Genomic DNA, 22,979 nt, shown 5'->3' with positions numbered 1-22,979 from the left:
AGTAACTAAAGGCCCTTTTCCCTTCTACAGTTTATTGTTCACTTGTCTTTCTATCGTATCGTCCACAACGGTTTCTGCAACTCTTTCTTTAACGAATTGTATAGATTCTGTTTGATCGATTGCTAGTTGAAAGCTATGTTGAACATCAGTGGGATAGAAGTGCCACACGACCCAGGCGGCGATTGAAATGAAAACAAGTACTATAATAATCATTAAAGGTCGCTTGCCCATTTTCTTCTCCTCCTAATTGGATATCATTTCTGTGTTAGGTGTTATATTGTATCCATTCAGAAGAGAACTGTGCGTGGTCATGTTGATAAGTAATCATAATCAGTAGTCATAATTAATGGGTATTATCTTTTCCTGGAAATTCTGTGTACAATATTAATAAATGAAGAAATGAGGGATTTATAGTGGAATTTAGTGATTTTACAGTAGCGCAAATAAGAATTGCACGACCTACAGATCAATTTGAGGAGGTCATTAATTTTTATGAGAAGGGTTTAGGGTTACGCCGATTAACAGAGTTCTCAGGGCATAGGGGGTATCAAGGGATTATTTTAGGTTTACCGAATGCACCGTACCATCTTGAATTTACTAAGCATGACGATGGAAGTCCTTGTCCTGCCCCAACTCAAGATAATCTATTAGTCTTTTATATCCCTTCATCCCATGAAATCAATGTGGTGGTTAATCGTCTGAGCGAGATGGGATATTGTGAAGTCACGCCTGAAAATCCATATTGGGAAGAAAAAGGAACAACGATTGAAGACCCTGACGGATGGCGTGTTGTGCTGATGAATACAAACGGGATTTAATGAGAAGGAATTGACTGTGAAAGAATGCTAGCCGAACCATGTTTGCCTGTTCAGATAACTAATTGGAGAAAGCTTACTTAACCATTTACTTAAGGGGGAACTCACATGAAAAAGATTGAGGTGCAGAAGTTTGGTGGGCCAGAGGTGATGCAAATAGTCGAATGTGACATGCCAAAGGTGGAAGAAGATGAAGTACTAATAAAAGTGATCAAGGCAAGTGTGAATTATGCTGATGTCAAGAAGCGACTTGGGAGTAACAAGAGCGGGGGACTTCCATTTACTCCAGGAATCGATGCAATGGGAGTTGTAGTAGAGAAAGGACATAAGGTTACAAGGGTTGAACCAGGGCAAAGGGTGATTGCTTTTCCTGTTGAAGGTTCGTATGCAGAGTATGTGGTTGCGAAGGAAAGTTTGACATATAACATACCCGATGGACTCGATGATCGAACAGCTGCTGCTTGTCCGACAGTAGGTATTCTATCATATATATTGTTGGCAGATCTTGCGCGGGTTCGTGCGGGTGAACGGGTGCTGATCCATGCCGCAGCGGGTGGGGTGGGGACAACTTCCATTCAATTAGCGAAATGGATGGGTGCGAAGACTGTAATTGGAGTAGTTGGTCATAAGGATAAAGCTGAAGTGGTGACCAAAGCAGGAGCTGATGAGGTTTTACTTTACAATGATTTTCATGAACACATTAATGCTCAATTCGGAGGAGTGGATGTCATATTAGATTCAGTAGCTGGAGAGGTTTCTGAAAAGAGTATGGACTGTCTTGCCAAATATGGACGTCTTGTCCAATTTGGAAATGCTGGGGGGCGTCCAGGAAACTTTAAAACAAGTGACCTTCATAAGAGTTGTCGGTCTGTATTAGGGTTTAGTCTTGGAACCACAAGGCTAAATCGACCTGAGTCTATTAGGCAAGCGGCAAGTGAAGTGCTCACTCTATTAGAAACAAATCAACTATGTTTACATATAAGCAAGGAATACCCCCTGGAAAAAGTTTCAGAAGCCCATGCTTGGTTAGAATCAAGAAAAAGTACAGGTAAGTTGCTTTTAAATATACATTAGAAAGATTTATGCATCAGGGATAATTGCGTAAATAGCGATGTTTTCATGAGCTAGTGTTCGGACGACTTCAGGTATTTGTTGCATCGTAATAGATACTATATAGCCATGTTCTCTCGTCTCAATTTGTCCAATAAAATCAAGTGATTCTAGTGTTGTGTAGGCGGTTTCTAAATCGGCCACTTCAAAATAGACTGGAAACCGTTCACCGCTATAATCTAAAGGACTTCTCTCTGTATTCATAGCCAACCCCACTTTATATATAGTAACTTTATTATACCATATTAGGAGATTTTTTTGATAAGGTTTAAAAATAAATCGAGTTCCTTATTTCTTGAAGTTTTATATTGTTTACCTTCAAACATTATTTGTAACGATTATGGGATTAAAGCGACAGTTGGTAGTAGAGGAGGAGTTCTATGAAGAAGCTATTAATGATTGTGTTCATTTTAGTGTTAATGGGTTGCGGTCTAGAGGCAAAGGATTTAGGAGAGTTTTATGAAGGAGACTTGTCTCATATAACACATGTAGAGATTATGAGTGGAGAAACGGGAGAAATGAGAGTCATAGACGATAAAGAGAGGCTCCAAGTATTCCTTAATGAAGTGAAAAATGTTCAATTTATCCCACAGGAAAATCAAGAAAAGCGGAGTGGTTTTCGCTATTCTATAAACTTGTATAAAGGAAATAAAAAAACATTCGGGTTTTCCGTGAATATGGTTAATGGTCATTACTATGATACAGAACCAAATCTGTTTCCTATTGTAGACAAATGGTTTAAACGAGAGGGAGCAAAAGCAATTAATTGAAAATAGTAAGACTGGTTATTTAGGTGGAATTAGTGTGTTTGTTGTCAAGGTTGAAGGAAGAGAATGAACGTGTGAAAGGCACTCATAAGTGATTCTACTTATGAGTTTTTTGTTTTGGATTGATAAGAATCTCCTAATTCAGAAATAATGATCTTAGAGAATTTTTAGTTTAGCACGTGGTAATTAGGGGAGACCATGAGTGTAAGCATATTTTATCTCATAAACGGTTCATATTTGTGAAGGAGAGCCGATAAATAAAATAAACGGTAGACTAATATATAAAGAGCAAAAGAGGTTTGCAGTTTTAAATAGTTATAGGGGTTGTACTTATCTTGATATAAGAAGCCGTCTATTTTTTGCTATACTGTTAGTACGTATTAAAAGAACGAATGAAAGAAGGGATACCTTGAACCAATACCTGACATCAATTGACAACCCGATTGAAACTGTACGCTATAAAGGTCTTACAGTTAAATTACTTGCAACCGGTGATGGAACGGAAGTCATTCATCACTTGCTAGAAGAGGGAGCAAGATGGTCGATGCAACCACAAGAAGGAGGGACAGCGTCTGAGAGTATCTTTATCGTAAGAGGATCAATGAAAGTGACTATAGAAGGAGAAACAAAAGTAGTATCACCTGGTGATGTCTTGTCCGCTGCACCAGTTCAACATGGATTTATATTCTCAGCACAAGAGCAAACTGAATTTATTTACATATCTTCACAACCTGTTTTTCAGTTTTTTTCTAGCATTGTTAGAGAAAATCAAGAATTGGCTGTTGAAGTGGCTCTTAAAGATGGATATACAGCCGAACACTGCAAACGAATTATGCAAATGTCCATGATGATTGGTGAAAAAATGGATTTATCACCTGATGATATGTGTACCCTTAATTATGCATCCTACCTTCATGATGTTGGCAAGATTAAAATTCCTAAATCCATTTTATTAAAGGAAGGTCCGCTATCAGAAGAAGAATGGAAAGAAATGAAAAGACACTGTACATATGGTAAAGAATTATTAGAGGAAACTGATAGTCCTTATATGAAAGCTTCTGCACAAATTGTAGAACAACATCATGAGCGATATGATGGTAAAGGTTATCCAAATGGCCTTCAAAAAGAACAAATCTCTCCCTTGGCATCCATTGTAAGTGTGGTAGACGCTTTTGACGCCATGACTACAGATCGTCCCTATCGTAAAGCGATGAGTCTAAGTGAAGCGATTGAAGAATTAAAAAGAAACAAAGGAACAATGTTCCACCCTGAAGTTGTAAAAATTTTCATTGATTTAATCCCTGAATGGGGTAAAATGAAACAAGGGGTGTAAAATTATGAAGAAATTGGTAGGTTTTGTGGTAATTTCTGGACTTGCAATTCTTGCTGGCGTTGACCCGCAGGGAGTCCCAATTCCATTATTTAATTAAATGGACAAGCTCTTTATTCATATGAATAGAGAGCTTTTTCATTTTTTAGTAGATAAGTATTCTTCACCTTTTGTATAAGGTTATATAATTGAACGAAACTGTGTAGGGAGGAAGTCAGTTATGCGCCTATTGATAACCTACCTCATCGCCCTTATTGGTAGCTTAATCTTTTATTCATTGAATTTCCCTTTACCCTGGGTGCTTGGTGCGGTCTTTGCGCTACTCCTTTTTAAGATCACAATAAGTCCGGATGTGACTTCTTCTAATCTATTAAAGCAGGTTAGTTTTGTTTTACTAGGGGTTCAGCTTGGATTGGCATTTACCAAGGGGACATTCTCTGAGGTTGGCCCCTATTTTTTTCCTTATTTACTATTCTCAGCGTTAATCATCGTTATAAGCTTGTTTAACGGGTATATGGTATCGAAATGGAGCAAGATTCATACGGATACGTCGATGCTTGCTACTATACCAGGTGGGTTGTCTGCATCTATTGCCTTAAGTGATTCTTTACATAGTAATACCGTTCTTGTCACCATTTTTCATACGATTCGGTTAATGGCTGTGCTCTTCATCATCCCGTTCGTGGCTACTCACTTTCTGTATGAAGGAAAGGGCTTAGCTTCTTTTGCGTTATCTGAACCTGGGGGAGGAGCCTGGTATACAATTATGCTGTATGTGGGCTGTTACTTCTTAGCGGTAAAGCTAAGTAGCAAAGTCCCGGCAGCCTTTGTCATTATACCGATGATTATGGTTGGAGCACTTCAATCAATCGGGTTTGAGATGTTCATCCTTCCCCCTGCTCTTTTCATATTTGCTCAGCTTACCCTCGGAGTAGACCTTGGTCATAAAGTGACGATAAAAGATATTCAAAAAGCAGGGAAGTATTGCTTTGTTTATTTAGGTTTGTCAGTATGGTTAATTCTTCTCTCATTTGGCTTTGGGTATGTATTTAGTAGATGGGTGGGTGTAAGTTTTGCTACGGGTGTTTTGAGTGTTGCACCAGGGGGACTGTTGGAAATGGCTTTAACCGCTCAAAGCGTTGGAGGGGACCCTGCTATTGTAAGTTCTCTTCAAATGATCCGGCTTCTCATTGTTGTTATCATCGTGCCCATTGGACTGAAATGGTTTCTTGAGAAGAGGTCCTACACTAAATGATTACAGGAATTCTACATTGATTATATCCTAATAATTTCAAAAAAGACCTTAAGTAGGAACTTAAGGTCTTATTTTCAATAGATTTAATTTTGCGAAATTTACTGTTAGGTCTTGTTCCTTTTTGTTTAATCTTTCATTATATAAGGAGGGGGTCTTTGAAATTTCCTACAAAGATAAAAAAAGGAATTTCATAGATAAATAGAAGAAAGGGAGTAAGGAATGAATTACAAAAAGATTATGACATCAACGGCATTAGGCGTTACCTTATTACTGAACCCTGTAATGAATGTTGCGGCTCAAACGGGAGTCGTAGATGTGAATACTACATCCACGCTAAATGTCAGAGAGACACCTACTGATGGAACAATTATTGGATCTTTAAAGGATAACAGCGAAGTGCAAATTCTTGAAATAAAAGGAGATTGGGCTAAGATTCAGTTTGAAGATTTAATTGGGTGGTCAAGTATGAATTATATTGATGAAAACGAAGACCTTGGCCAAGTAAGTTTTGATGAGATCTTCAATATCTATCAGACACCCGATACCTCTACTAAAGTCGGAGCAGCTAAACCTACAAGTATGGATGTCCTTGAAAGAAAAGGAGATTGGTATAAAGTAAATACATATCTTGGAATCACTTGGGTCAAGAAAGAAACCACTCAACCCGATTCAACTGCAAAAGTATCGTTCACAGAAATCTTCAACATTTACAAATCTCCTGATAAAAGCACAAAAATGGGAGCAGCCAAACCTACTACAATGGACGTTGTCGAACGAAGAGGGGATTGGTATAAAGTACAAACTTATTTAGGTCCTTCATGGGTTTATAAGAATCAAGATGAACAAGAATATGAAACCATCAGGACTGGAAAGGTTACAGCGGATTACCTTAACGTAAGGACTGAGCCTAAACTAAGTGGTACATTAAAAGACCAAATTACTGAAGGCACAACTGTGTCCATTTTGAAAACAAGTGGTGTATGGTACTATGTCAGCTATGGAGACAAGAAAGGTTGGGTCCATTCTGATTATATCTATAATGAAAGTACACAAGGGTTTGTTACAGCTGATGTCCTAAACATACGTAGTGCTCCTGGTGAGTATGTAAAAGACCAAGTAACTTATGGAACGAAAGTTGCAATTACGAAATATAGCGGAGAGTGGGCTTATGTTTCTTATGACGGAAATGAAGGTTGGGCTCACACTGACTACATAAAAGAGTCATCCAATGGTCAGATCTTAGAGGGGAAAACCATCATCTTAGATCCAGGTCATGGTGGTTATGACAATGGCGCATTAGCGGTCGATGGTCGAACCCAAGAAGAAGATATTAACCTTGAGTATTCTAAGGATTTACAACACAAACTTGAATTGATGGGCGCAACAGTCGTTTTAACTCGAGATTCTGATGTCTACGTTGAATTAGATGATCGGGCTGCTCTATCAGCTAAACACAATGCGGATATCTTTTTATCTATTCATGCAAATAACATTGAGAGCTCTTCTGTGAGCGGGTCAGAGTTATTTTATAATACGACCCCTTGCGATACTTCAGAAGAATGGTGTGATCAAGGTGAACAGAATGATTACCCTGAAAAAAGTGAAGTTTTAGCCACATCAATTTGGTCAGAGATCAAAGGAGTGTTTGGAGCGAGTCCTCGTGGATTAGACGGGACAACACATTATCGTGTAAACAGAATGAACACTGTACCCTCTGTTTTAATTGAAATAGGTTTCCTATCTAATTGGTCCGACCTTTCAGCTATCAAAGATGAGGCTCATAAAGAAGAGTTTGTAAAGAATACAGCTAACGGTGTAGTCAATTATTTTACATCCTATTAAATCAAAAATCACATAAAGAATAATAAAAACGCTCAGGTATGAATATGTATCTGAGCGTTTTGTTCGATTAACTGCATGTTTCTCTATCTCATTAGGCAAAGAATCATAAGAATGCGTTTTTTCGCATCAAGATCCCATTCTGGTTTTCTATGATTTTCGTAGTTTATGAACTTTTCTTCTAAAGCCGAGGTAAGGCATGCCGGTAAAGACGAGTACGATCATAGACACATAGCCTAATACAATGCCAACTTCCCCAAATATATCAGCCATCCAATCCGTATTACTCAATGGATAAAGCATAAAGAGAGCGATCGTAATAAGCAGCGTAGGTAACGCAGCTTTCCCCATGATCCTTTTCTCTGCTTCATATTTCTCAATAATCGTTGACTGATCTGTGAAGATGGGCTGTGTACCTTCTGGGGCACTAAATAAATGGATATAATTCACTGCTGTTGATACGTGATCCCAGCCTGCTTCATCAAAATAAGCAAAATATTCATCGTCTGCATCCTTTCGATAGTCAACAGCATAGACCAGGGGCTTTGCTTCTCCGCGTTTCAATACGTATCCGAATGGAGCGAGTTTCTTAGTAACCCAACCTTTCTTAGATAAAGAGGAAAGCTTTTTCAAATCTTTTTCCTCTGAAAACGCTAACCCTCCGCTCATTACATATTTCGTTCTTTTCATATTATTGTTCTCCTTCCGTACTAAAGACGAGTCTGGCATGGGCAAGCATCCTTTCACGTCGCTTTATATCTTTCTTTAAAAGTTGGACCCCCGCAGCAGTAGCTATATAAGTCTTTCGCTTGCCTGAACCTTCACCATATTGTTCAATCAATCCAGCACTAAGCAATTTTTTGATAGTGGTATACATAGAAGCTGGTCCGATTGACACCTTTCCTTTAGTGAGTTCCTCAACCTTTCGCATGATGAGATACCCATGTCTTGCTTCCTGGAGCGTGAGTAATATGTAGAAAGAAGTATCCGTTAGTTCACCAGCTTGAAATGTCTCGCCTCTTGCCATATAAAAGCTCCCTTACAAAGTCATTTTATATCAATGTTTGATATATCATTAAATGAACTATATCGTTTTGTTAAACAATAGTCAATCATTAATAGGGATTTTTTTGAAATAATAGAGGTAATTAGAAGGTGTTAGCCATAATATCCGAACCACTGTAAAAAGTAAACTCCCAAACTGGTCACAATCATTCCAGTAACCATCGTCCATACGAAAGCCTGTCGCCTCTTCGTTTCAAACCACACGAAAATACCTAACAAAAGGGTAAACATGATACCTAAAAATAAGGATGCTTGTGGATTTGTTGGAGTTATCCAGTCATACCAATTTAAAAAGTCCATCACTTCATCACCTTAAACGTAATATGAGTTTTTATTTAGTTTAACATATAATTCCATTAAACAGGGTGGATTTACCCCTTCCGATTCAAAGGACTATTAACTTATATTTGAGTCTTATAGAGTAATTACCTCTAAAGCTATCAAAATAATCTTATCTTGTTCGATATAAAAAAATAAGTCTAAACATCGAAAGGGACGACAATCTATGAAATACAAATTTCAAGTGGTTCTTGTGTTAAGTGTAATGGTGGGAATCTTGATAGGTGGTACAGTGTTTGGAGAAGGGAATGTAGCTACAAAGGATGAGGTAATATGTGAGAGTTGTTGGGCTTTTTCTTATGTTGATCTAGGGTCTGAAGTGTTTATTAATGGCAAGGAAGAAGGGGATCTGTTGCCCGTTTCTTCATTACTTGCCCAACGAGCTGCAGGGGAGATCTACAATCATTACAGTGTAATCGATGTATCAACATCTGCTCCCAATATAGAGACAGAACCTTCAGTAACTCGCGCGGTGAGTACAGTGGTTTCTATACAAGGAGAACAAGGGGAGGCAGTTGGAACGAGCGTTGAAGGAAGTAATGAACGGTTATTAGACATGATCAAAACTCATTTAGAACGAAAGGGCTTCTCTGTAAACACGAATGTTAATGCTGATATGGGTCAAGAAGTTTCAATTACCTATACAGAAGCACAAGCCAGGGCTTTCTTTTCAGGGGGAGACTTACGTTTACTTGCTTCATTAACAAGCCAAGAACAAACGAGTGAATTTAAGGCGTACTCAAAAGCTATTCAAGATGCTCTAAATGAATATAAGTCACGGAAAAGTGTATGGCTATGGGATAGCAAAGCGGTATCAGACCGCCCCGATGAAACCATTCAGTTCTTGGACAGTCATCACATTAATCATGTTTATCTTCATTATAACCCATTAGTTGAAGATCATTATCCTTACTTTATATCGAGCCTGAATCAAATGGGAGTAACGGTCCATGCTTTAATGGGGGCACCGCACTGGGGGCTCGAAGAAAATATACCTGAAGGAAAACATCGTATGGATCGAGTGATGGCTTACAATAATGAAGTATCAGAAACGGCACAATTTAAAGGAATTCACTTTGACATCGAACCACACGTCTTGGATGAGTGGGATACAGACCGGGAGAATGTTGTCACACAGTGGTCAAACTCATCACAGATATATGTGGATTATGCAAAGGATAACGGCTTTATTGTCGGCAGTGACTTGCCATTTTGGACAGACGGCCCAAGTGTGGCCCCATATGACCCTAACTTCTATAAAAATATGATTGATCGTCAGGATTATGTAACCGTAATGGCATACCGTAATACAGCTCTAGGATCTAATAGCATCACCTCCCTATCAGAAAATGAAGTGTTATACGCTAACTCTTCTAAAGTAGAGATCGGTGTGGAATTAAAGCCCCATTACTTAGACTATGTAAGCTTTGACGACAAAACCTACATAGAAATGGAATATGAATTAGCAGAGGTCAGGCGCTATTTTAAAGGGATGCATGCAAAAGGGTTTGCAGGTACAACTTATCATAGTTATACACAGTGGAAGGATTTAGAAGGAAGGTAATTGCAGGATTGAAATGTAATTTTATGTTAATATATACTTGCAAACTACTCTAGAATAAAATATTCAGATAGACTATCTAATAAAAAGGAGGGAAAAGGGTGGTCAAACAAAGCAACTTCTGGTCCTTTTATCTAACCCTCTCTTGTTTAGTACTCGGGATCTACTCTTTCTATTCAAATGTAAATAATGCCTGGCTAATAGCCCCACCCACATCTATTCTTCTATTTTTAAGTTTGCTAGCCTTTGCTTTATGTGTGATCGGATTTCAAGACAGGAGGACTTGGAAGACTAAAATGAGGAGTTGGGTAACGCTCTTTTTGGCGCTCCTTTTAATGACCTCCATGCTTTTCGTTCTAGCATTTACCTCCCTTTTCTCAAACATAGGTAAGAATGAACATTTAAAAACCATAAGTTCACCCAATCATAACTATACGATCGATTTCTACAGCTTTGATGCAGGTGCAACAGGACCATTTGGAGTAAGAGGAGAATTAGATGGTCCGCTTTGGTTTAAGAAAAGGGTGTATTATGAAGAAGGCGTACATCAAGTAACCCTCCAGTGGGAAAGCGACACGATCTTGAAAATAAACAGCACTACTTTGAACTTAGGTCAGGCGGAAGAAGAGTAGTCTCTACAGAGGTTCTGTTAATCGATTTAAATTTTGTAGTAAATAAGAGAGGTGGCTATGTTGGGATATTTAGTATATTCCTCCTCCCTTTTTGTGCTAATTGTGGTGGTTCTTATACTAATTGTGGTCTACAAAGTCATGATAAAAAAAGAACGTCCCAATAATTATTACACTCCCTTTGATCATATCGCTGGTCAATCAAATGAAGAGTTCCATGAAGAACGTCAGGAAGATGAACAAGAAGAGGAGGAAGACGAAGGAGACGACAAAGATCGCTAAGCGGATTAAGGAGATCTATAGATTTGAAAGAACTTTTCTGTACTTGGAAAAGTTCTTTTTTTTTGCGCGCTCTGCGCCTTATAGGGCGCTGAAGTATGTAGGCGCTTGTTCTAGTGTCGAGACGAAGTGCGGAAGTGTCGGGACCGCGGGCTGAAGCGTCGGAACGGCTCGCCGAAGTGTCGGAACGCGCGCCTGAAGTGTCCAGACCGGGCATCGAAGAGTCGAGACGCGCGCCTGAAGTGTCCCGACCGGTCGTCGAAGAGTCAGGACGCGCGCCCAAAGTGTCCCGACCGGTCATCGAAGAGTCGAGACGCGCGCCTGAAGTGTCCCGACCGGTCATCGAAGAGTCGAGACGCGCGCCTGAAGTGTCCCGACCGGTCATCGAAGAGTCGAGACGCGCGCCTGAAGTATCCAGACCGAGCATCGAAGAGTCGAGACGCGCGCCTAAAGTGTCCAGACCGAGCGCCGAAGAGTCGAGACGTGTCCCGAAGTGTCCAGACCGAGCATCGAAGAGTCGAGACGCGCGCCCGAAGTGTCCAGACCGGTCATCGAAGAGTCGAGACGCGCGCCCAAAGTGTCCAGACCGGTCATCGAAGAGTCGAGACGCCCGCCCAAAGTGTCCAGACCGGTCGTCGAAGAGTCGAGACGCGTGCCTGAAGTGTCCAGACCGAGCGCCGAAGAGTCGAGACGCGCGCCTGAAGTGTCCCGACCGAGCGCCGAAGCGTCTAGACGCGCGCCTGAAGTGTCCCGACCGGGCATCGAAGCGTCTAGACGCGCGCCTGAAGTGTCCCGACCGGTCATCGAAGAGTCAGGACGCGCGCCTGAAGTGTCCCGACCGAGCATCGAAGCGTCTAGACGCGCGCCCGAAGTGTCCAGACCGGTCATCGAAGAGTCAGGACGCCCGCCCAAAGTGTCCAGACCGGGCATCGAAGCGTCTAGACGCGCGCCCGAAGTATCCAGACCGAGCACCCAAGAGTCGAGACGCCCTCCCCAAGTGTCAGGACAACCCCCAAAAAGCGTCCAGACGCCCCCCTAATTGTCCATACCAAACCCATACCCCAACAAAAAAAGGAATCCGCTCCTGGATTCCCTCTACATAAATTTAGCTCTTAATAAAGAAGCCAGGTCTGCATAACGCTCGTACTTTTCTAAATGATGAGCCATTCCGGTTATGATTACCCTTCTTGGTGATGAAGTCTTTAGTTCTTGTACTAAAACATCAATTGTTTCTTTTATGTCTGGTTCGGGCTCACTTGAAGCGATTATCTCCAATTGCTCTAGAAGATCATCTAAATAATGTAGATTATAAGAAGAAGGGGTCAGTTGATGAATAATCTTTTCTGTAATGACTGGTTGGTCATTTTTGTGTTTATATCCTTCTATAAGAGAATCGACCTTATTTGTAATCGACTGAGCCAATACGAAATAATCAAATTCGACATTATCGACAATTATTAAGTCCATATAGCTCTTTAAAATGCCTTGAACCATTACGCTTGCTTCCCATGCATAAGGCTCTATCTCTTGGCCGTAAATACTTAGCAAATGGTTCCTGTAAAATAAAATAGAATGGTAGCGCATTCTCCGAATGAAATGCTCAATCGTATCATTGAAGGGGATGGCTTGCTCTCTTACTTGCATAATAATGAAGTCGCGGTGGGTAGCGATTTCTTCTATCGTAACCTTTAGCTGGTCTGTAAACTTTTCCTTTGGATCTAAGGGTTTTGCAGATACTTCGTTGATACGGGTTTGCATACGAAGCCAATAGTATTCAAAAAGCTCATGCAATAATTCATCCTTAGAATTAAAGTGGAGATAGAAAGCACCTTTAGAAATTTGACTTGCGTTCACAATCTCTTGAACAGACGTAGAACTGAAGCCTCTTTGAGCAAATAATTTAATGGCATTTTCAATGATGTTTACTTTCTTTTGATCCATGTAAGATCCCCCCTTTTTACCTAAGAAGATACATTTATTTCTTGACCTCTGACTGACTGGTCATGTATATTGTATATCGTACTGACTAACTAGTCAACGAGCTTGTTCTTAAGATGGAAAGGGGATATAAATATTGAAGAATATCATTAATTTCTCGATGAACAATAAGTTTGCCGTATGGCTGATGACCATTGTTATCACCGTAGCAGGCTTATACTCGGGGTTAAACATGAAGTTAGAAACAATACCGGATATTGACCCTCCGATTATTACGGTAACCACTGTATATCCAGGTGCGACACCAGCTGAAGTGGCGGGTGAGATAACAGAACCTATTGAGCAGCAGGTGCAAAACTTGAGCGGTGTAAAGACGGTGAGCTCAAGTTCATTCCAAAATGCCTCAAATTTGCAATTGGAGTACAGCTACAGTAAAGATCTTGATGAAGCTGAAGATGAGCTAGAGGAAGCTGTAAGGTCTATGCAACTACCAGAATCGGCTCAAGATCCAGACGTTTCACGCATTAATTTTAATGCATTCCCGGTTCTTAGCATGAGTGTGTTGAACGGAGATGGTAGTCTAGAAGAGCTCACTAAGACTGTTGAAGACCAGGTTGTACCTGAACTTGAGGGGCTAGAAGGTGTAGCATCTGTTCAAGTGTCAGGCCAACAAGTTAAAGAAGTTCAAATGAGTTTCAATGAAGAAGCGCTAGAACAGCGTGGCATGGACAAAGAAACAGTCCAAAATATCATTAAAGGTTCAAATGTAACCTTCCCATTAGGATTATATAACTTTGATGATACACAAAAGTCTGTTGTGATGGACGGGAACATTGCCACACTAGAAGACTTGAAACAATTACAGATCCCGATGGTACCATCACAATCTCAAGGAGCTCCATCACAAGCTGCTCAACAAGCCCCAGACGGACAACAACCCGGAGCTGCTCTGCAAGGGAATGCCGCAGCGCAAGGTAGCGCGGAAGCACAAGGGATCCCAACTGTTGAGCTACAAGAAATTGCAGATCTTGAGATTGTCGGGCAAGCAGAATCCATTTCTCGTACCAATGGGGAAGATTCTGTATCCATTCAGATTGTAAAGTCTCAAGAAGCGAATACAGTAGATGTTGTGAATGCGGTTAAGGACCGAACTGCTGAATTTGAAGAAAACATTGATGGTGTAGAATTTGTATATTCTTTCGACCAGGGAGAACCCATTGAAGAGTCTGTTAGCACGATGTTAAACAAGGCGTTATTTGGTGGCTTATTTGCGATCATTGTCATTCTGTTGTTCCTACGTAACTTTAGAACAACGTTGATTTCTGTTGTATCCATTCCACTATCCTTATTAATTGCTATTTTGATACTAAATCAAATGGGGATTACGCTAAACATTATGACACTAGGTGCCATGACAGTTGCCATTGGACGTGTTGTGGATGATTCAATCGTAGTAGTAGAGAATATATACAGACGCATGTCCTTGAAGGATGAGAAACTAGAAGGTAAAGAGTTGGTTCGTGCTGCCACTCAAGAAATGTTTATGCCAATCTTATCTTCTACAATCGTAACCATTGCGGTATTCCTTCCGCTAGGATTAGTGCAAGGGGTAGTTGGGCAAGTGTTCTTACCATTTGCGTTAACGGTCGTATTTGCATTACTGGCTTCTCTTGTTGTAGCCGTTACAATCGTACCGATGATGTCTCATTCACTATTAAACAAGAAACAAGCGATGAAAGGTCATCACGAAGGACCTGGGAAGCTAGCAAATGGATACCGCTCTGTTTTAAACAGTGTGTTAAATCACAAAATTATTACTTCAATTGTGGCGGTTGCGATTCTAGTCGGCAGTATTGCTCTTGTTCCTTTAGTTGGTACTAGTTTCTTACCTTCTGAAGGGGAGAAGATGGTCATGCCAACGTATAGTCCAGCACCTGGCCAAACAATTGAAGACGTAGAAGAGACCGCACAAGATGCATATGAATACTTTAAAGATCGTGAAGGCGTTAAGACGATTCAGTATTCAGTAGGCGGAGAAAACCCTATGAATCCTGGAGTAAGTAATCAGGCCGCTTTCTTTGTGGAATATGATGAAGACGCGGAAAACTTCGAGGAAGAGAAGCAAACAGTGACGGATGACCTGAAAGCTATGACCGAAAAAGGAGAATGGTCGAGTCAAGACTTCTCAGCTACAGGATCAAGCAGTGACATTCAAGTTCAAGTATTCGGTGAGACTATGGATGATATTAAGCCATATGTTGAAGATGTGAGAACAATCTTGAATGAACAGGAAGATTTACGTGAACCTGAATCAAGTCTATCTGAGTCATATGAAGAATATACACTCGTGGCTAATCAGGAAAAGTTAAGTGAACTTGGTTTAACAGCTGGACAAATCGGCATGGAATTAAGTCCAGACCGTGAACGTCCGAAAGTTACTACCATCAAAGAAGATGGAGAAGAGCTTCAAGTGTACCTTGAAGTGAAGAAAGATCAGTATAACAGTATTGATGAACTAACCGATAAGGAGATTCAAACTCCACTTGGTCAATCAGTACCGTTAAGTGACCTTGTTCAGGTCGAAGAAGGAACGACAGAAGATACAATCACTCGTCAAAATGGTAAGGTATATGCAAGTATAAGTGCCAAAGCCACGACAGACGACATAGGTTCTGTATCGGCTGATGTTCAAAAAGAGTTAGACAACATTGAGCACCCGGCTTCAATTGACCTGAAGATCGGCGGGGTTACAGAGGATATTAATGAGTCGTTTAGTCAGTTAGGTATTGCGATGCTCGCTGCTATTGCGATTGTCTATGTCGTTCTAGTCATCTTCTTTGGAGGAGCATTAGCGCCATTCGCTATTCTGTTCTCCTTGCCGTTTACCATTATCGGGGCCGTACTTGGTCTGTTAGTAAGTGGGGAAACGCTAAGTATTTCCGCTATGATCGGGGCGCTTATGCTAATCGGTATTGTAGTTACAAATGGTATTGTATTGATTGACCGTGTTATCCAACGAGAGAAAGAAGGCATTTCTACACGTGAAGCCTTACTAGATGCTGGAGCAACACGCCTTCGACCAATACTAATGACAGCACTAGCTACAATAGGTGCTCTATTACCATTAGCTCTAGGCTTTGAAGGTGGTTCGATCATCAGTAAAGGACTAGGTATAACCGTAATTGGAGGGTTAGCAAGCTCAACGCTTCTTACACTCCTAATCGTACCTGTTGTGTATGAAGCATTAAGTAAAATTGGACGTAAAAAGAAAAAAGCATAATAGAATGAAAGGGACCTAGCGATAGCTAGGCCCCTTTTTTTACTATTTTAAATGAGAAGGGGGAACTTATAGAAAACATTATTTCTCTGATGCACTGGCTTGACTTCGGCTAGGGCAACGTTTATTGATCAGACGTTCCTAAAGTCATTCCGCCATCAACCACTATCTCTGTACCGGTACAGTAAGAGCTCTCTTCAGAAACTAGAAAGGCAACAGCCTTTGCAATTTCAATGGGTTGTCCAATTCTACCAAGTGGAACGGATTCATAAAAACTCGGTACCCCTTCTCCTCCGGTTGCCATATCCGTATCGATACCTCCAGGGTGCACCATATTGACGCGAATGCCTTCTAGTCCTAATTCGATTGCCGCGGATTTCGACATCGCGACTACAGCTGCTTTCGTTGCGGCATAGGCAGATGATTTGCGAATGGGAGCAAAGGAAGAGATTGATACATTGTTTACAATTGAACCCTTTTGTTGCCTTTTCATTTGTGGAATGACGGCTTGCATGCCAAGAAACACACCTAATTGATTAACTTCAATCATCTGCTGATAATCACTCACTGTCATTTCTGTGAAAGGCTGTCGTATGAGGACACCTGCATTATTCACAAGGCCATCGATCCGTCCGAAATTCCTAATTATATCTTGAACTACTGAGTGCCACTGTTCTTCTGAGGTAACGTTTAGCTCAACGGGATAAGCTAATTCCCCGATATTTGTTGCGGTTGTTTGTGCGTCTTTTAAGTTCCTGGCTCCTACGATAACGTTTGCTTCAAGTGAGGCGAGGTGTTCTGCGATCGCTTTTCCTTGTCCTCTGTTGGCTCCTGTAATGATGATAACTTGTCCTTGTATATTAGCCATTCCTTGGTCTCCTTTTACTGTAGCATTAATGATTATTATATAATTCAAATAGTGCGACCTCCAACAAAAACTGCGTGGTTCGGATGAAATCGATTTGAAGAAACAAAACAATGGTAATGACCTTGTAGCTTTCCAATGAGGTTGAAGGAAAATTCCAAAGGGTATAAACGTATAAAGGTAAGGGAGACCAAGAATACACCAGGACGGGTTTAGGGAATGCTACACCTAACAATCAATGGAACTGTATTCACCCATTCAGAATAGAGGGGGAGATAGTATGAAAGTACATATAGAAGTCGTTTATAAAACTCCAGCAGGAGCAGAAGCAACATTCTCTTCAGAAATGATACAAGGAGCTCATGCGCTTTTGATAGCTGAAGATTTTGAACGAACGGGTCGTGTTAAATCGATGAAGTTTATTGATTCCTATGAACAAGTTTGGGAATTGAAGAAATTAAAAGAATATATGAAGGAATACGAAACAGAACCTCACAATATTACCGTTTACTTTGATGGAGGCTATGACCTTCAATCGAAAACGTCAGGACTTGGTTGTGTAGTGTACTATGAACAGAATGGTAAAGCGTATCGCTTAAGAAAAAATGCTCGTGTCGAAGAGTTAGAATCCAATAATGAAGCGGAATATGCAGCCCTTCATTTAGGTTTACAAGAGGTTGAGGCTTTAGGAGTCCACCATATGCCCATTCAAATAATAGGAGATTCTAAAGTAGTGATCCATCAGCTCCTTGATGAATGGCCATGCTATGAAGATACGTTATCAAGATGGGCAGATCGGATTGAAGAGAAATTACAAAGCTTACATCTAAAGCCAGAGTATGAAACAGTCTCTCGTAAGAAAAACCAAGAGTCAGACCGCCTTGCTACACAAGCTTTAAAAGGTGTGGAGATCTCAAGTACAATCGAAACGTAAAAATAAGGAGGAGAGGTACCGCTTAGCATGAACCAGAGCTAAACAATACCCATCCTCCTTTTGCGCTTTAAAGCGCTAATCGGTGTCTGGCACCCTTTATCACGGTAATGAGTTACTGTGATATATTTTTTAGGTGTTTTTGGGACATATGTCCTTTTAGTGTTAAGCGTAGTTGTACTTTAATAAGAGAGGTAAAAACTATGCTTGGAGGTTATTGATGTGCAAGGGATTTTATTCTCTTTAATGGCTGGACTTTTTATCACGATTCAAGGTGTATTTAACGCCCGTCTCGGTGAAACGATTGGGGTTTGGCATACGACTGTAATTGTTCATATAGTTGGATTATTACTCTCAGGAACGATATTTTTATTCGCAAGAGATGGTCACGTGAAGCAAATTAAAGAAGTTCAACCAATGTACTTATTGGGAGGGGCATTCGGTGTTTTAATCGTTTTTGGTGAACTGATGGGGATTTCCTTGTTAGGGGCGAGTTTCGCCGTATCACTCTTGTTAGTATCGCAATTAATGTTTGCATTTTTGATAGATACAAAAGGATTGTTTGGAGTACCTAAAATTCATTTCAGTGTCAACCGAGTGGCTGGTATTGCCATTATGATCTTAGGTATTATTATTTTTAAGTTATAGGAGGTGCTTGAATGCGACAAATGATGGACCGTCAGAAAATTCACGGTTTCTTAGACCAGCATGAACTTCAGCACACATTTCCTGAAGCCCTTCAAGAAAGAATTCGTTTATACCACTTTGAAAAGGGTGAAACGATTTGTACTGAGGGAGAGCAACTTTCTCAGATGTATTTTCTTGTGAAAGGGAAACTAAAGATTTATACGGTTTCATCCGAGGGGAATTCCAGGTTATTACGATTTAAAAATCCACTAGATATTATAGGGGATGTCGAATACATAAAGAAGAACCTTGTTTTCAATACTGTAGAAGCGGTAACCGAAGGAGCGCTGTTGGGAATATCTTATGAAGATATCACCCGATTAGCTTATGACCATCCACCATTTCTTCAATTTCTTCTAGAAGAAGTAACACATAAGTTTTATATAGAGTCCAATGCATCAACTCTAAATCACTTAAATTCTGTTGAAACCCGTTTGGCTAGCTATTTCCTTTCGACTGCTACAACTGAGAAGAGTACATTATTCTATCAAGAAATGAAGACAACAAACTTAAAGGACATAGCAGATCTAATCGGTACAAGTTATAGGCATTTAAACCGTGTGATTAAACAGATGTGTGAGGAAGGAATTATTGAAAAGAAAAGTAAGCGTATATACATAAAAGATCACGACTTATTACATGAGCGTGCTCATGGCAATATATACGAGTGACAGGAGGATAACGTATGCAAGGAATCATTCTTTCCGTGATCGCAGGCGTATTTATTAGTTTGCAAACTGTGTTTAATTCGAGGGTAAGTGAGCGTTTTGGATTATGGGCTACAACAACGTTAGTGTTCGTTGTTGGTCTTGCCGTTGCCATTCCTGTTTTCTTGCTTGTAGGCGAGGGGTCCCTTTTCCACATTGAAGAGGTAAACCTGCTGTATATGACAGGAGGGCTCTTTGGAGTTGGGATTGTTTATAGCATCATGAGGGGGATTAGAGCTCTTGGACCTGCATATGCGGTTTCTATTGTTCTAGTAGCCCAGTTATTATTAGCGCTTATTATTGATACGTTTGGGTTATTTGGTAGTGAAGTGATCCCTTTTAGTTTTACGAAATTAGCTGGTTTACTCGTAATGATTATTGGGATCTTAGTTTTTAAGATGAAGGATAAATGATAGAAAAAGTAAACAAAAGGACCAGACCTCATGCTTAGTACATAACTTTCGAAAAGAGCTTGCCCTATAAGGTAAGCTCTTTTTATCGGAAAAATAGATTTATTGAAACTTTTGGAATACTATTTTCGTCTATATAGAGAGGTAGTTAAAGGTAAAGACCTAGAATGAACGAAAATTTAACACTGACAAACCATTAGGTGATTTCCATCAGGATCTTGAAAGGTGAAGAAGTGATCGTGTTGGATTTCTGATGTGACAGTGACTTTCTTTTCTTTCATATAAGAATATGTTTTCTGTATATCGGTTGTATTTAAATGAAAAGGGGCCATCTTATAAACTTTTTCATCGGAATAAATCTTGCTGTCTAATACAATTCCGGTGCTCTTCATTGGTAATATATACAAGTGACCGAATAATATATCGCCATCAGCAGCGAGTCCCAAAATGTCACAATACCAATCGCGTGCTTTTTCAATATTCTTTACAGGGATAAAGACCGTTCCGATTTCATTAAGGATCGGATGATTCATCGTTCCACCTCCAACAAAAGTTGACTATATTTTACAAGAGATTGGATGGAAGAGGAAGAATTTTTCTGATAGTTGTGGTAAAATATGTAAAATAATCCTATTGAATGGAGAGTTCCGTATGAAAAGAATATCAGTTACTGCCACATTTACATTATTCATCCTCTTTATCATCTTTGTTATGGAACCTCAACAAAAGAAAATCGACACTTCAGAGAAAGTGTTGAACGAACCTACACAATCCCCACTGAATGAAAAAGACCTTCTGAGAACTTATAACGAATGGTCAGAGGACGGAGTAGTATCTTATTTGCTTGAAGCGCATGAAGGTGAAAAGCAAGTCCTCTATGGAGGGGAACCAACAGGAGTGACGATCATACCTAAAATGACGTTTCGAATACATGAATCAAAAGACAAATGGGAAGCGGAACCGATTGAATTTAAAGTAGAACCTGGGGATGGAGTGCGTATTGTTGAAGAAGAGGGATGGAAGAAAGACCATTCTAAAACCTACACGTATACGAAATCTGTCCGAATAAAAGGGGAAGAAGGGGTAAGGAGGCTTATCAGAGTATCACAAGCTAAAAAACTAACAGAAGAGCAGCCCGTATCGTTTAATTTTCCTACTGAAAACTATGATAGTCTTCAGGAGCTTTTAGAGGAACAAGACGGTTCGAAAATGTTTCACGCCATGTATGAGCCTGGTTTTGAAATGTACCAGGAGATTACATTCACCCTTGTAAATCCGGAGAATGTTAAGGTTCAATTAGGTAGTTAAGAAATCTCCCTTTATCTAAATGGGAGAGAGTCGATTAAGGAGGATTTTTATGAGCCAAGCTGTAATTTTTGATATGGATGGAACGCTGTTTCAGACAGATCTTATTCTAGAACCATCTTTAGAGGACACGTTTAGTCGGTTGCGTGAAGCAAATCTATGGGAAGGTGAAACACCTTTGGAACAATATCGTTCGATTATGGGAGTCTCACTCCCTGTTGTTTGGGAAACGCTCCTTCCTAATCATACGAATATTGAGCGTAAACGGGCGAATGAGTGGTTTCAAAAGAGTTTAATAGAAAATATACGTAATGGGATGGGAGATTTGTATCCTTATACAGTTAACGTATTGAAAGAGCTTAAAGATCGATCTTTCTCAGTGTTTATTGCTAGTAACGGAGAAGAAGAATACTTACATACGATTGCAAGTCAATTCTCTTTAAAGGACTGGGTCTCTGGTATTTATAGCATTCAAGCTATAAACTCCGGAGATAAAAGCGAGTTAGTAACGAAGGTTATGAATGACCATAAGATAGCCAGGGGCTTGGTCGTAGGTGATCGTGGGTCTGATGTTCGTGCAGCAAAGGCTAATAACCTATTAGCTGTGGGGTGTCAGTTTGATTTCTCTCAAGAAGGTGAGTTAGAAGAAGCGGATGTTGTTATTGAAGATTTAAGAACTGTACTGGAGTTAACAACTTGTTTCTCCTCACCATTTACATGTAAATAAAGTCTGAAACTTCATATAGTTGTACATGGCTCTTGCGTGTCGTCCTTCTTGTGTATAAGGGTTTTGTAAAGCAGCAAGTCGTTTAATGAACTGTTGATCACACTCGCAACTAGGACCAAAGCGCTTGTAGCATTCATCGTGAGCTTTACAAGCAGCGTCTACAGCGTTTACTGGTGTACCTGGACCTTTGCATCCTGGACCGCAGTATTTGTAGCCAGGAAATAAACAGATTTTTAATGGCAACGTGGACACCTCCCATTTTAATACCGAGAACCCGCAGGAAAGGAGGTTCTCGGTTTTTATTTTAGTATCCGTATCCTCCGCTAAACGCTCCTGCCCCAACAATGATAAGCAAGATAAATAATACAACGATTAACGCGAAACCTCCGCCGTATCCTCCAGACATATTCTCAACTCCTTTCTGCAGTAAGGTACCTTGTTACTATATGTGGATGCCCTTTATTTTGTTAGGGCCAATGTCATTCATATAAAAATAAAACCTGACCTGGAAGTTGAGGTCAGGTGTAAAGCAAATTAGTAAACGAAAGAAGCTCCAACAATAATAAGCAAGATGAACAATACAACGATTAATACGAAACTGCTACCGTATCCACCGCCGTAGCCACCGCCATAACCACAACCGTATGACATACAAACCTCTCCTTTCCTTACTAGTGTCGTATAAATCCACTTTGTGGACCTTACACTATCTCATCATATGGAATTAGGGAAAAGGTGTGTAGGTGCATCCCTAATCTGATGAAAATATCTTGCAAATGGGTCTTAACCTAAAACGATTACCACAAAAAGGCACCTGCTAACGCAATGCCTGTAATCGCGCCAAGTGCAAATGGCACTCCAAAGCCTCCATACCCGAATCCGTAATATCCCCATCCTAATCCTCTTTGACCACCAACAGGTCTAATCCATACATGGCTTCTAGTGACGCGTGTAACTTCTCCAACATGAACTCGGCCTCTTGATTCTAAACGCACTACTCTGCCTTTATAACGGCAACATCGATCGTACATGTGATGTGACATACATATCCTCCTTTCTTTCCTGATATACATATCAGTATGTAGTGATAACGTATGCGCCAAAGGAGCAAATGGACTAGACGTTTCGGCCAGAATCACCAGA

General features: G+C 40.3%; 27 protein-coding genes and 1 pseudogene. 16 read left to right on the top strand and 12 right to left on the bottom strand.

Annotated features, from left to right (window positions below):
• Positions 1-24 precede the first annotated feature (24 nt).
• Entirely contained in the window at positions 25-231 is a 207-nt protein-coding gene (locus tag N780_RS07355; protein ID WP_036781950.1) for a hypothetical protein, read from the bottom strand.
• A 179-nt stretch (positions 232-410) separates the two neighbouring features.
• Here N780_RS07355 and N780_RS07350 point away from each other — a divergent pair, with 179 nt between their 5' ends.
• Both N780_RS07350 and N780_RS07345 read left to right on the top strand, forming a co-directional pair.
• Entirely contained in the window at positions 411-818 is a 408-nt protein-coding gene (locus N780_RS07350; RefSeq protein ID WP_036781948.1) for a VOC family protein, read from the top strand.
• A 105-nt stretch (positions 819-923) separates the two neighbouring features.
• The gene (locus N780_RS07345) at positions 924-1,889 is read left to right on the top strand and encodes a quinone oxidoreductase family protein (RefSeq protein ID WP_036781946.1); all 966 of its coding nucleotides are present in this window, start codon (positions 924-926) and stop codon (positions 1,887-1,889) included.
• A gap of 6 nt (positions 1,890-1,895) precedes the next feature.
• Here the strand turns inward: N780_RS07345 and N780_RS07340 are convergent, their stop codons facing one another.
• The gene (locus N780_RS07340) at positions 1,896-2,129 is read right to left on the bottom strand and encodes a hypothetical protein (protein ID WP_036781944.1); all 234 of its coding nucleotides are present in this window, start codon (positions 2,127-2,129) and stop codon (positions 1,896-1,898) included.
• A gap of 176 nt (positions 2,130-2,305) precedes the next feature.
• On the opposite strand from N780_RS07340, the gene N780_RS07335 reads away from it, so the two are divergent.
• From N780_RS07335 to N780_RS07320, 4 genes are all read left to right on the top strand, one after another.
• A complete protein-coding gene (locus N780_RS07335) occupies positions 2,306-2,695 on the top strand; it encodes a hypothetical protein (protein ID WP_036781942.1) in 390 nt (129 codons plus the stop codon).
• Between the two features lie 406 nt (positions 2,696-3,101).
• Positions 3,102-4,025, top strand: coding sequence for an HD domain-containing phosphohydrolase (locus N780_RS07330; protein ID WP_036781940.1), 924 nt, complete (start codon positions 3,102-3,104; stop codon positions 4,023-4,025).
• Between the two features lie 217 nt (positions 4,026-4,242).
• A complete protein-coding gene (locus tag N780_RS07325) occupies positions 4,243-5,277 on the top strand; it encodes an AbrB family transcriptional regulator (protein WP_036781937.1) in 1,035 nt (344 codons plus the stop codon).
• 219 nt (positions 5,278-5,496) lie between these two features.
• Positions 5,497-7,119, top strand: a complete 1,623-nt coding sequence (locus tag N780_RS07320) for an N-acetylmuramoyl-L-alanine amidase family protein (RefSeq protein ID WP_036781935.1) — start codon at positions 5,497-5,499, stop codon at positions 7,117-7,119.
• Positions 7,120-7,266: 147 nt separating this feature from the next.
• On the opposite strand, the gene N780_RS07315 is transcribed toward N780_RS07320, so the two are convergent.
• The 3 genes from N780_RS07315 to N780_RS07305 all read right to left on the bottom strand — a co-directional run bounded on the left by N780_RS07315 (position 7,267) and on the right by N780_RS07305 (position 8,481).
• Complete coding sequence (locus tag N780_RS07315) at positions 7,267-7,806, bottom strand: DUF2812 domain-containing protein (RefSeq protein ID WP_036781933.1); 540 nt, start codon at positions 7,804-7,806, stop codon at positions 7,267-7,269.
• Between the two features lies 1 nt (position 7,807).
• Entirely contained in the window at positions 7,808-8,143 is a 336-nt protein-coding gene (locus N780_RS07310; RefSeq protein ID WP_036781931.1) for a PadR family transcriptional regulator, read from the bottom strand.
• Positions 8,144-8,274: 131 nt separating this feature from the next.
• The gene (locus N780_RS07305; RefSeq protein WP_036781928.1) at positions 8,275-8,481 is read right to left on the bottom strand and encodes a hypothetical protein; all 207 of its coding nucleotides are present in this window, start codon (positions 8,479-8,481) and stop codon (positions 8,275-8,277) included.
• Between the two features lie 205 nt (positions 8,482-8,686).
• Between N780_RS07305 and N780_RS07300 the strand changes: the two genes are divergently transcribed.
• The 3 genes from N780_RS07300 (at position 8,687) to N780_RS07290 (ending at position 10,992) form a co-directional block, all read left to right on the top strand.
• On the top strand, positions 8,687-10,084 hold the full coding sequence (locus tag N780_RS07300) for a poly-gamma-glutamate hydrolase family protein (protein WP_036781926.1): 1,398 nt from the start codon (positions 8,687-8,689) through the stop codon (positions 10,082-10,084).
• Positions 10,085-10,182: 98 nt separating this feature from the next.
• Positions 10,183-10,713 (top strand): DUF5412 family protein, encoded by a 531-nt coding sequence (locus N780_RS07295; protein ID WP_036781924.1) that lies wholly within the window; start codon positions 10,183-10,185, stop codon positions 10,711-10,713.
• A 57-nt stretch (positions 10,714-10,770) separates the two neighbouring features.
• Positions 10,771-10,992 (top strand): DUF3951 domain-containing protein, encoded by a 222-nt coding sequence (locus N780_RS07290; RefSeq protein WP_036781922.1) that lies wholly within the window; start codon positions 10,771-10,773, stop codon positions 10,990-10,992.
• A gap of 1,092 nt (positions 10,993-12,084) precedes the next feature.
• Here the strand turns inward: N780_RS07290 and N780_RS07280 are convergent.
• A complete protein-coding gene (locus tag N780_RS07280) occupies positions 12,085-12,930 on the bottom strand; it encodes a TetR/AcrR family transcriptional regulator (protein ID WP_036781919.1) in 846 nt (281 codons plus the stop codon).
• A gap of 133 nt (positions 12,931-13,063) precedes the next feature.
• Between N780_RS07280 and N780_RS07275 the strand changes: the two genes are divergently transcribed.
• A complete protein-coding gene (locus tag N780_RS07275; RefSeq protein WP_156969105.1) occupies positions 13,064-16,207 on the top strand; it encodes an efflux RND transporter permease subunit in 3,144 nt (1,047 codons plus the stop codon).
• Positions 16,208-16,328: 121 nt separating this feature from the next.
• Here the strand turns inward: N780_RS07275 and N780_RS07270 are convergent, their stop codons facing one another.
• A complete protein-coding gene (locus N780_RS07270) occupies positions 16,329-17,072 on the bottom strand; it encodes an SDR family NAD(P)-dependent oxidoreductase (protein WP_036782190.1) in 744 nt (247 codons plus the stop codon).
• A gap of 277 nt (positions 17,073-17,349) precedes the next feature.
• Here N780_RS07270 and N780_RS07265 point away from each other — a divergent pair, with 277 nt between their 5' ends.
• The 4 genes from N780_RS07265 to N780_RS07250 all read left to right on the top strand — a co-directional run bounded on the left by N780_RS07265 (position 17,350) and on the right by N780_RS07250 (position 19,807).
• Positions 17,350-18,003, top strand: coding sequence for a reverse transcriptase-like protein (locus N780_RS07265; RefSeq protein WP_036781918.1), 654 nt, complete (start codon positions 17,350-17,352; stop codon positions 18,001-18,003).
• 219 nt (positions 18,004-18,222) lie between these two features.
• Positions 18,223-18,648: a DMT family transporter gene (locus tag N780_RS07260; RefSeq protein ID WP_036781917.1), complete on the top strand. Its 426-nt coding sequence runs from the start codon at positions 18,223-18,225 to the stop codon at positions 18,646-18,648.
• Between the two features lie 11 nt (positions 18,649-18,659).
• Positions 18,660-19,358, top strand: a complete 699-nt coding sequence (locus N780_RS07255; RefSeq protein WP_036781916.1) for a Crp/Fnr family transcriptional regulator — start codon at positions 18,660-18,662, stop codon at positions 19,356-19,358.
• 14 nt (positions 19,359-19,372) lie between these two features.
• The gene (locus N780_RS07250; protein WP_036781915.1) at positions 19,373-19,807 is read left to right on the top strand and encodes a DMT family transporter; all 435 of its coding nucleotides are present in this window, start codon (positions 19,373-19,375) and stop codon (positions 19,805-19,807) included.
• Positions 19,808-19,983: 176 nt separating this feature from the next.
• Here N780_RS07250 and N780_RS07245 read toward each other — a convergent pair whose 3' ends face one another.
• Positions 19,984-20,337 carry a VOC family protein gene (locus tag N780_RS07245; RefSeq protein WP_036781913.1) on the bottom strand — a complete coding sequence of 118 codons (354 nt, stop codon included), beginning with the start codon at positions 20,335-20,337 and terminating at the stop codon, positions 19,984-19,986.
• Positions 20,338-20,455: 118 nt separating this feature from the next.
• Here N780_RS07245 and N780_RS07240 point away from each other — a divergent pair, with 118 nt between their 5' ends.
• Together N780_RS07240 and N780_RS07235 are read left to right on the top strand one after the other, a co-directional pair.
• Positions 20,456-21,112 (top strand): hypothetical protein, encoded by a 657-nt coding sequence (locus N780_RS07240; protein ID WP_036781912.1) that lies wholly within the window; start codon positions 20,456-20,458, stop codon positions 21,110-21,112.
• Positions 21,113-21,161: 49 nt separating this feature from the next.
• Positions 21,162-21,836, top strand: a complete 675-nt coding sequence (locus N780_RS07235) for an HAD hydrolase-like protein (RefSeq protein ID WP_036781911.1) — start codon at positions 21,162-21,164, stop codon at positions 21,834-21,836.
• On the opposite strand, the gene N780_RS07230 is transcribed toward N780_RS07235, so the two are convergent.
• The 4 genes and pseudogenes from N780_RS07230 to N780_RS07225 all read right to left on the bottom strand — a co-directional run bounded on the left by N780_RS07230 (position 21,816) and on the right by N780_RS07225 (position 22,879).
• A complete protein-coding gene (locus tag N780_RS07230) occupies positions 21,816-22,079 on the bottom strand; it encodes a phospholipase (RefSeq protein ID WP_438942501.1) in 264 nt (87 codons plus the stop codon). The genes N780_RS07235 and N780_RS07230 overlap by 21 nt on opposite strands.
• 61 nt (positions 22,080-22,140) lie before the next feature.
• The gene (locus N780_RS19475; protein ID WP_084599434.1) at positions 22,141-22,242 is read right to left on the bottom strand and encodes a YjcZ family sporulation protein; all 102 of its coding nucleotides are present in this window, start codon (positions 22,240-22,242) and stop codon (positions 22,141-22,143) included.
• Positions 22,243-22,370: 128 nt separating this feature from the next.
• A pseudogene (locus N780_RS20385) lies at positions 22,371-22,442 on the bottom strand (YjcZ family sporulation protein); the annotation flags it as partial.
• Between the two features lie 191 nt (positions 22,443-22,633).
• Positions 22,634-22,879 (bottom strand): hypothetical protein, encoded by a 246-nt coding sequence (locus N780_RS07225; RefSeq protein ID WP_036781907.1) that lies wholly within the window; start codon positions 22,877-22,879, stop codon positions 22,634-22,636.
• Positions 22,880-22,979 lie beyond the last annotated feature (100 nt).

The sequence above is a fragment of the Pontibacillus chungwhensis BH030062 genome (assembly GCF_000770675.1).
Classification (GTDB): Bacteria; Bacillota; Bacilli; order Bacillales; family BH030062; genus Pontibacillus; species Pontibacillus chungwhensis.
Note: the sequence above shows the minus strand (reverse complement) of the source record. Positions and strands in the feature narration are given on the sequence as shown.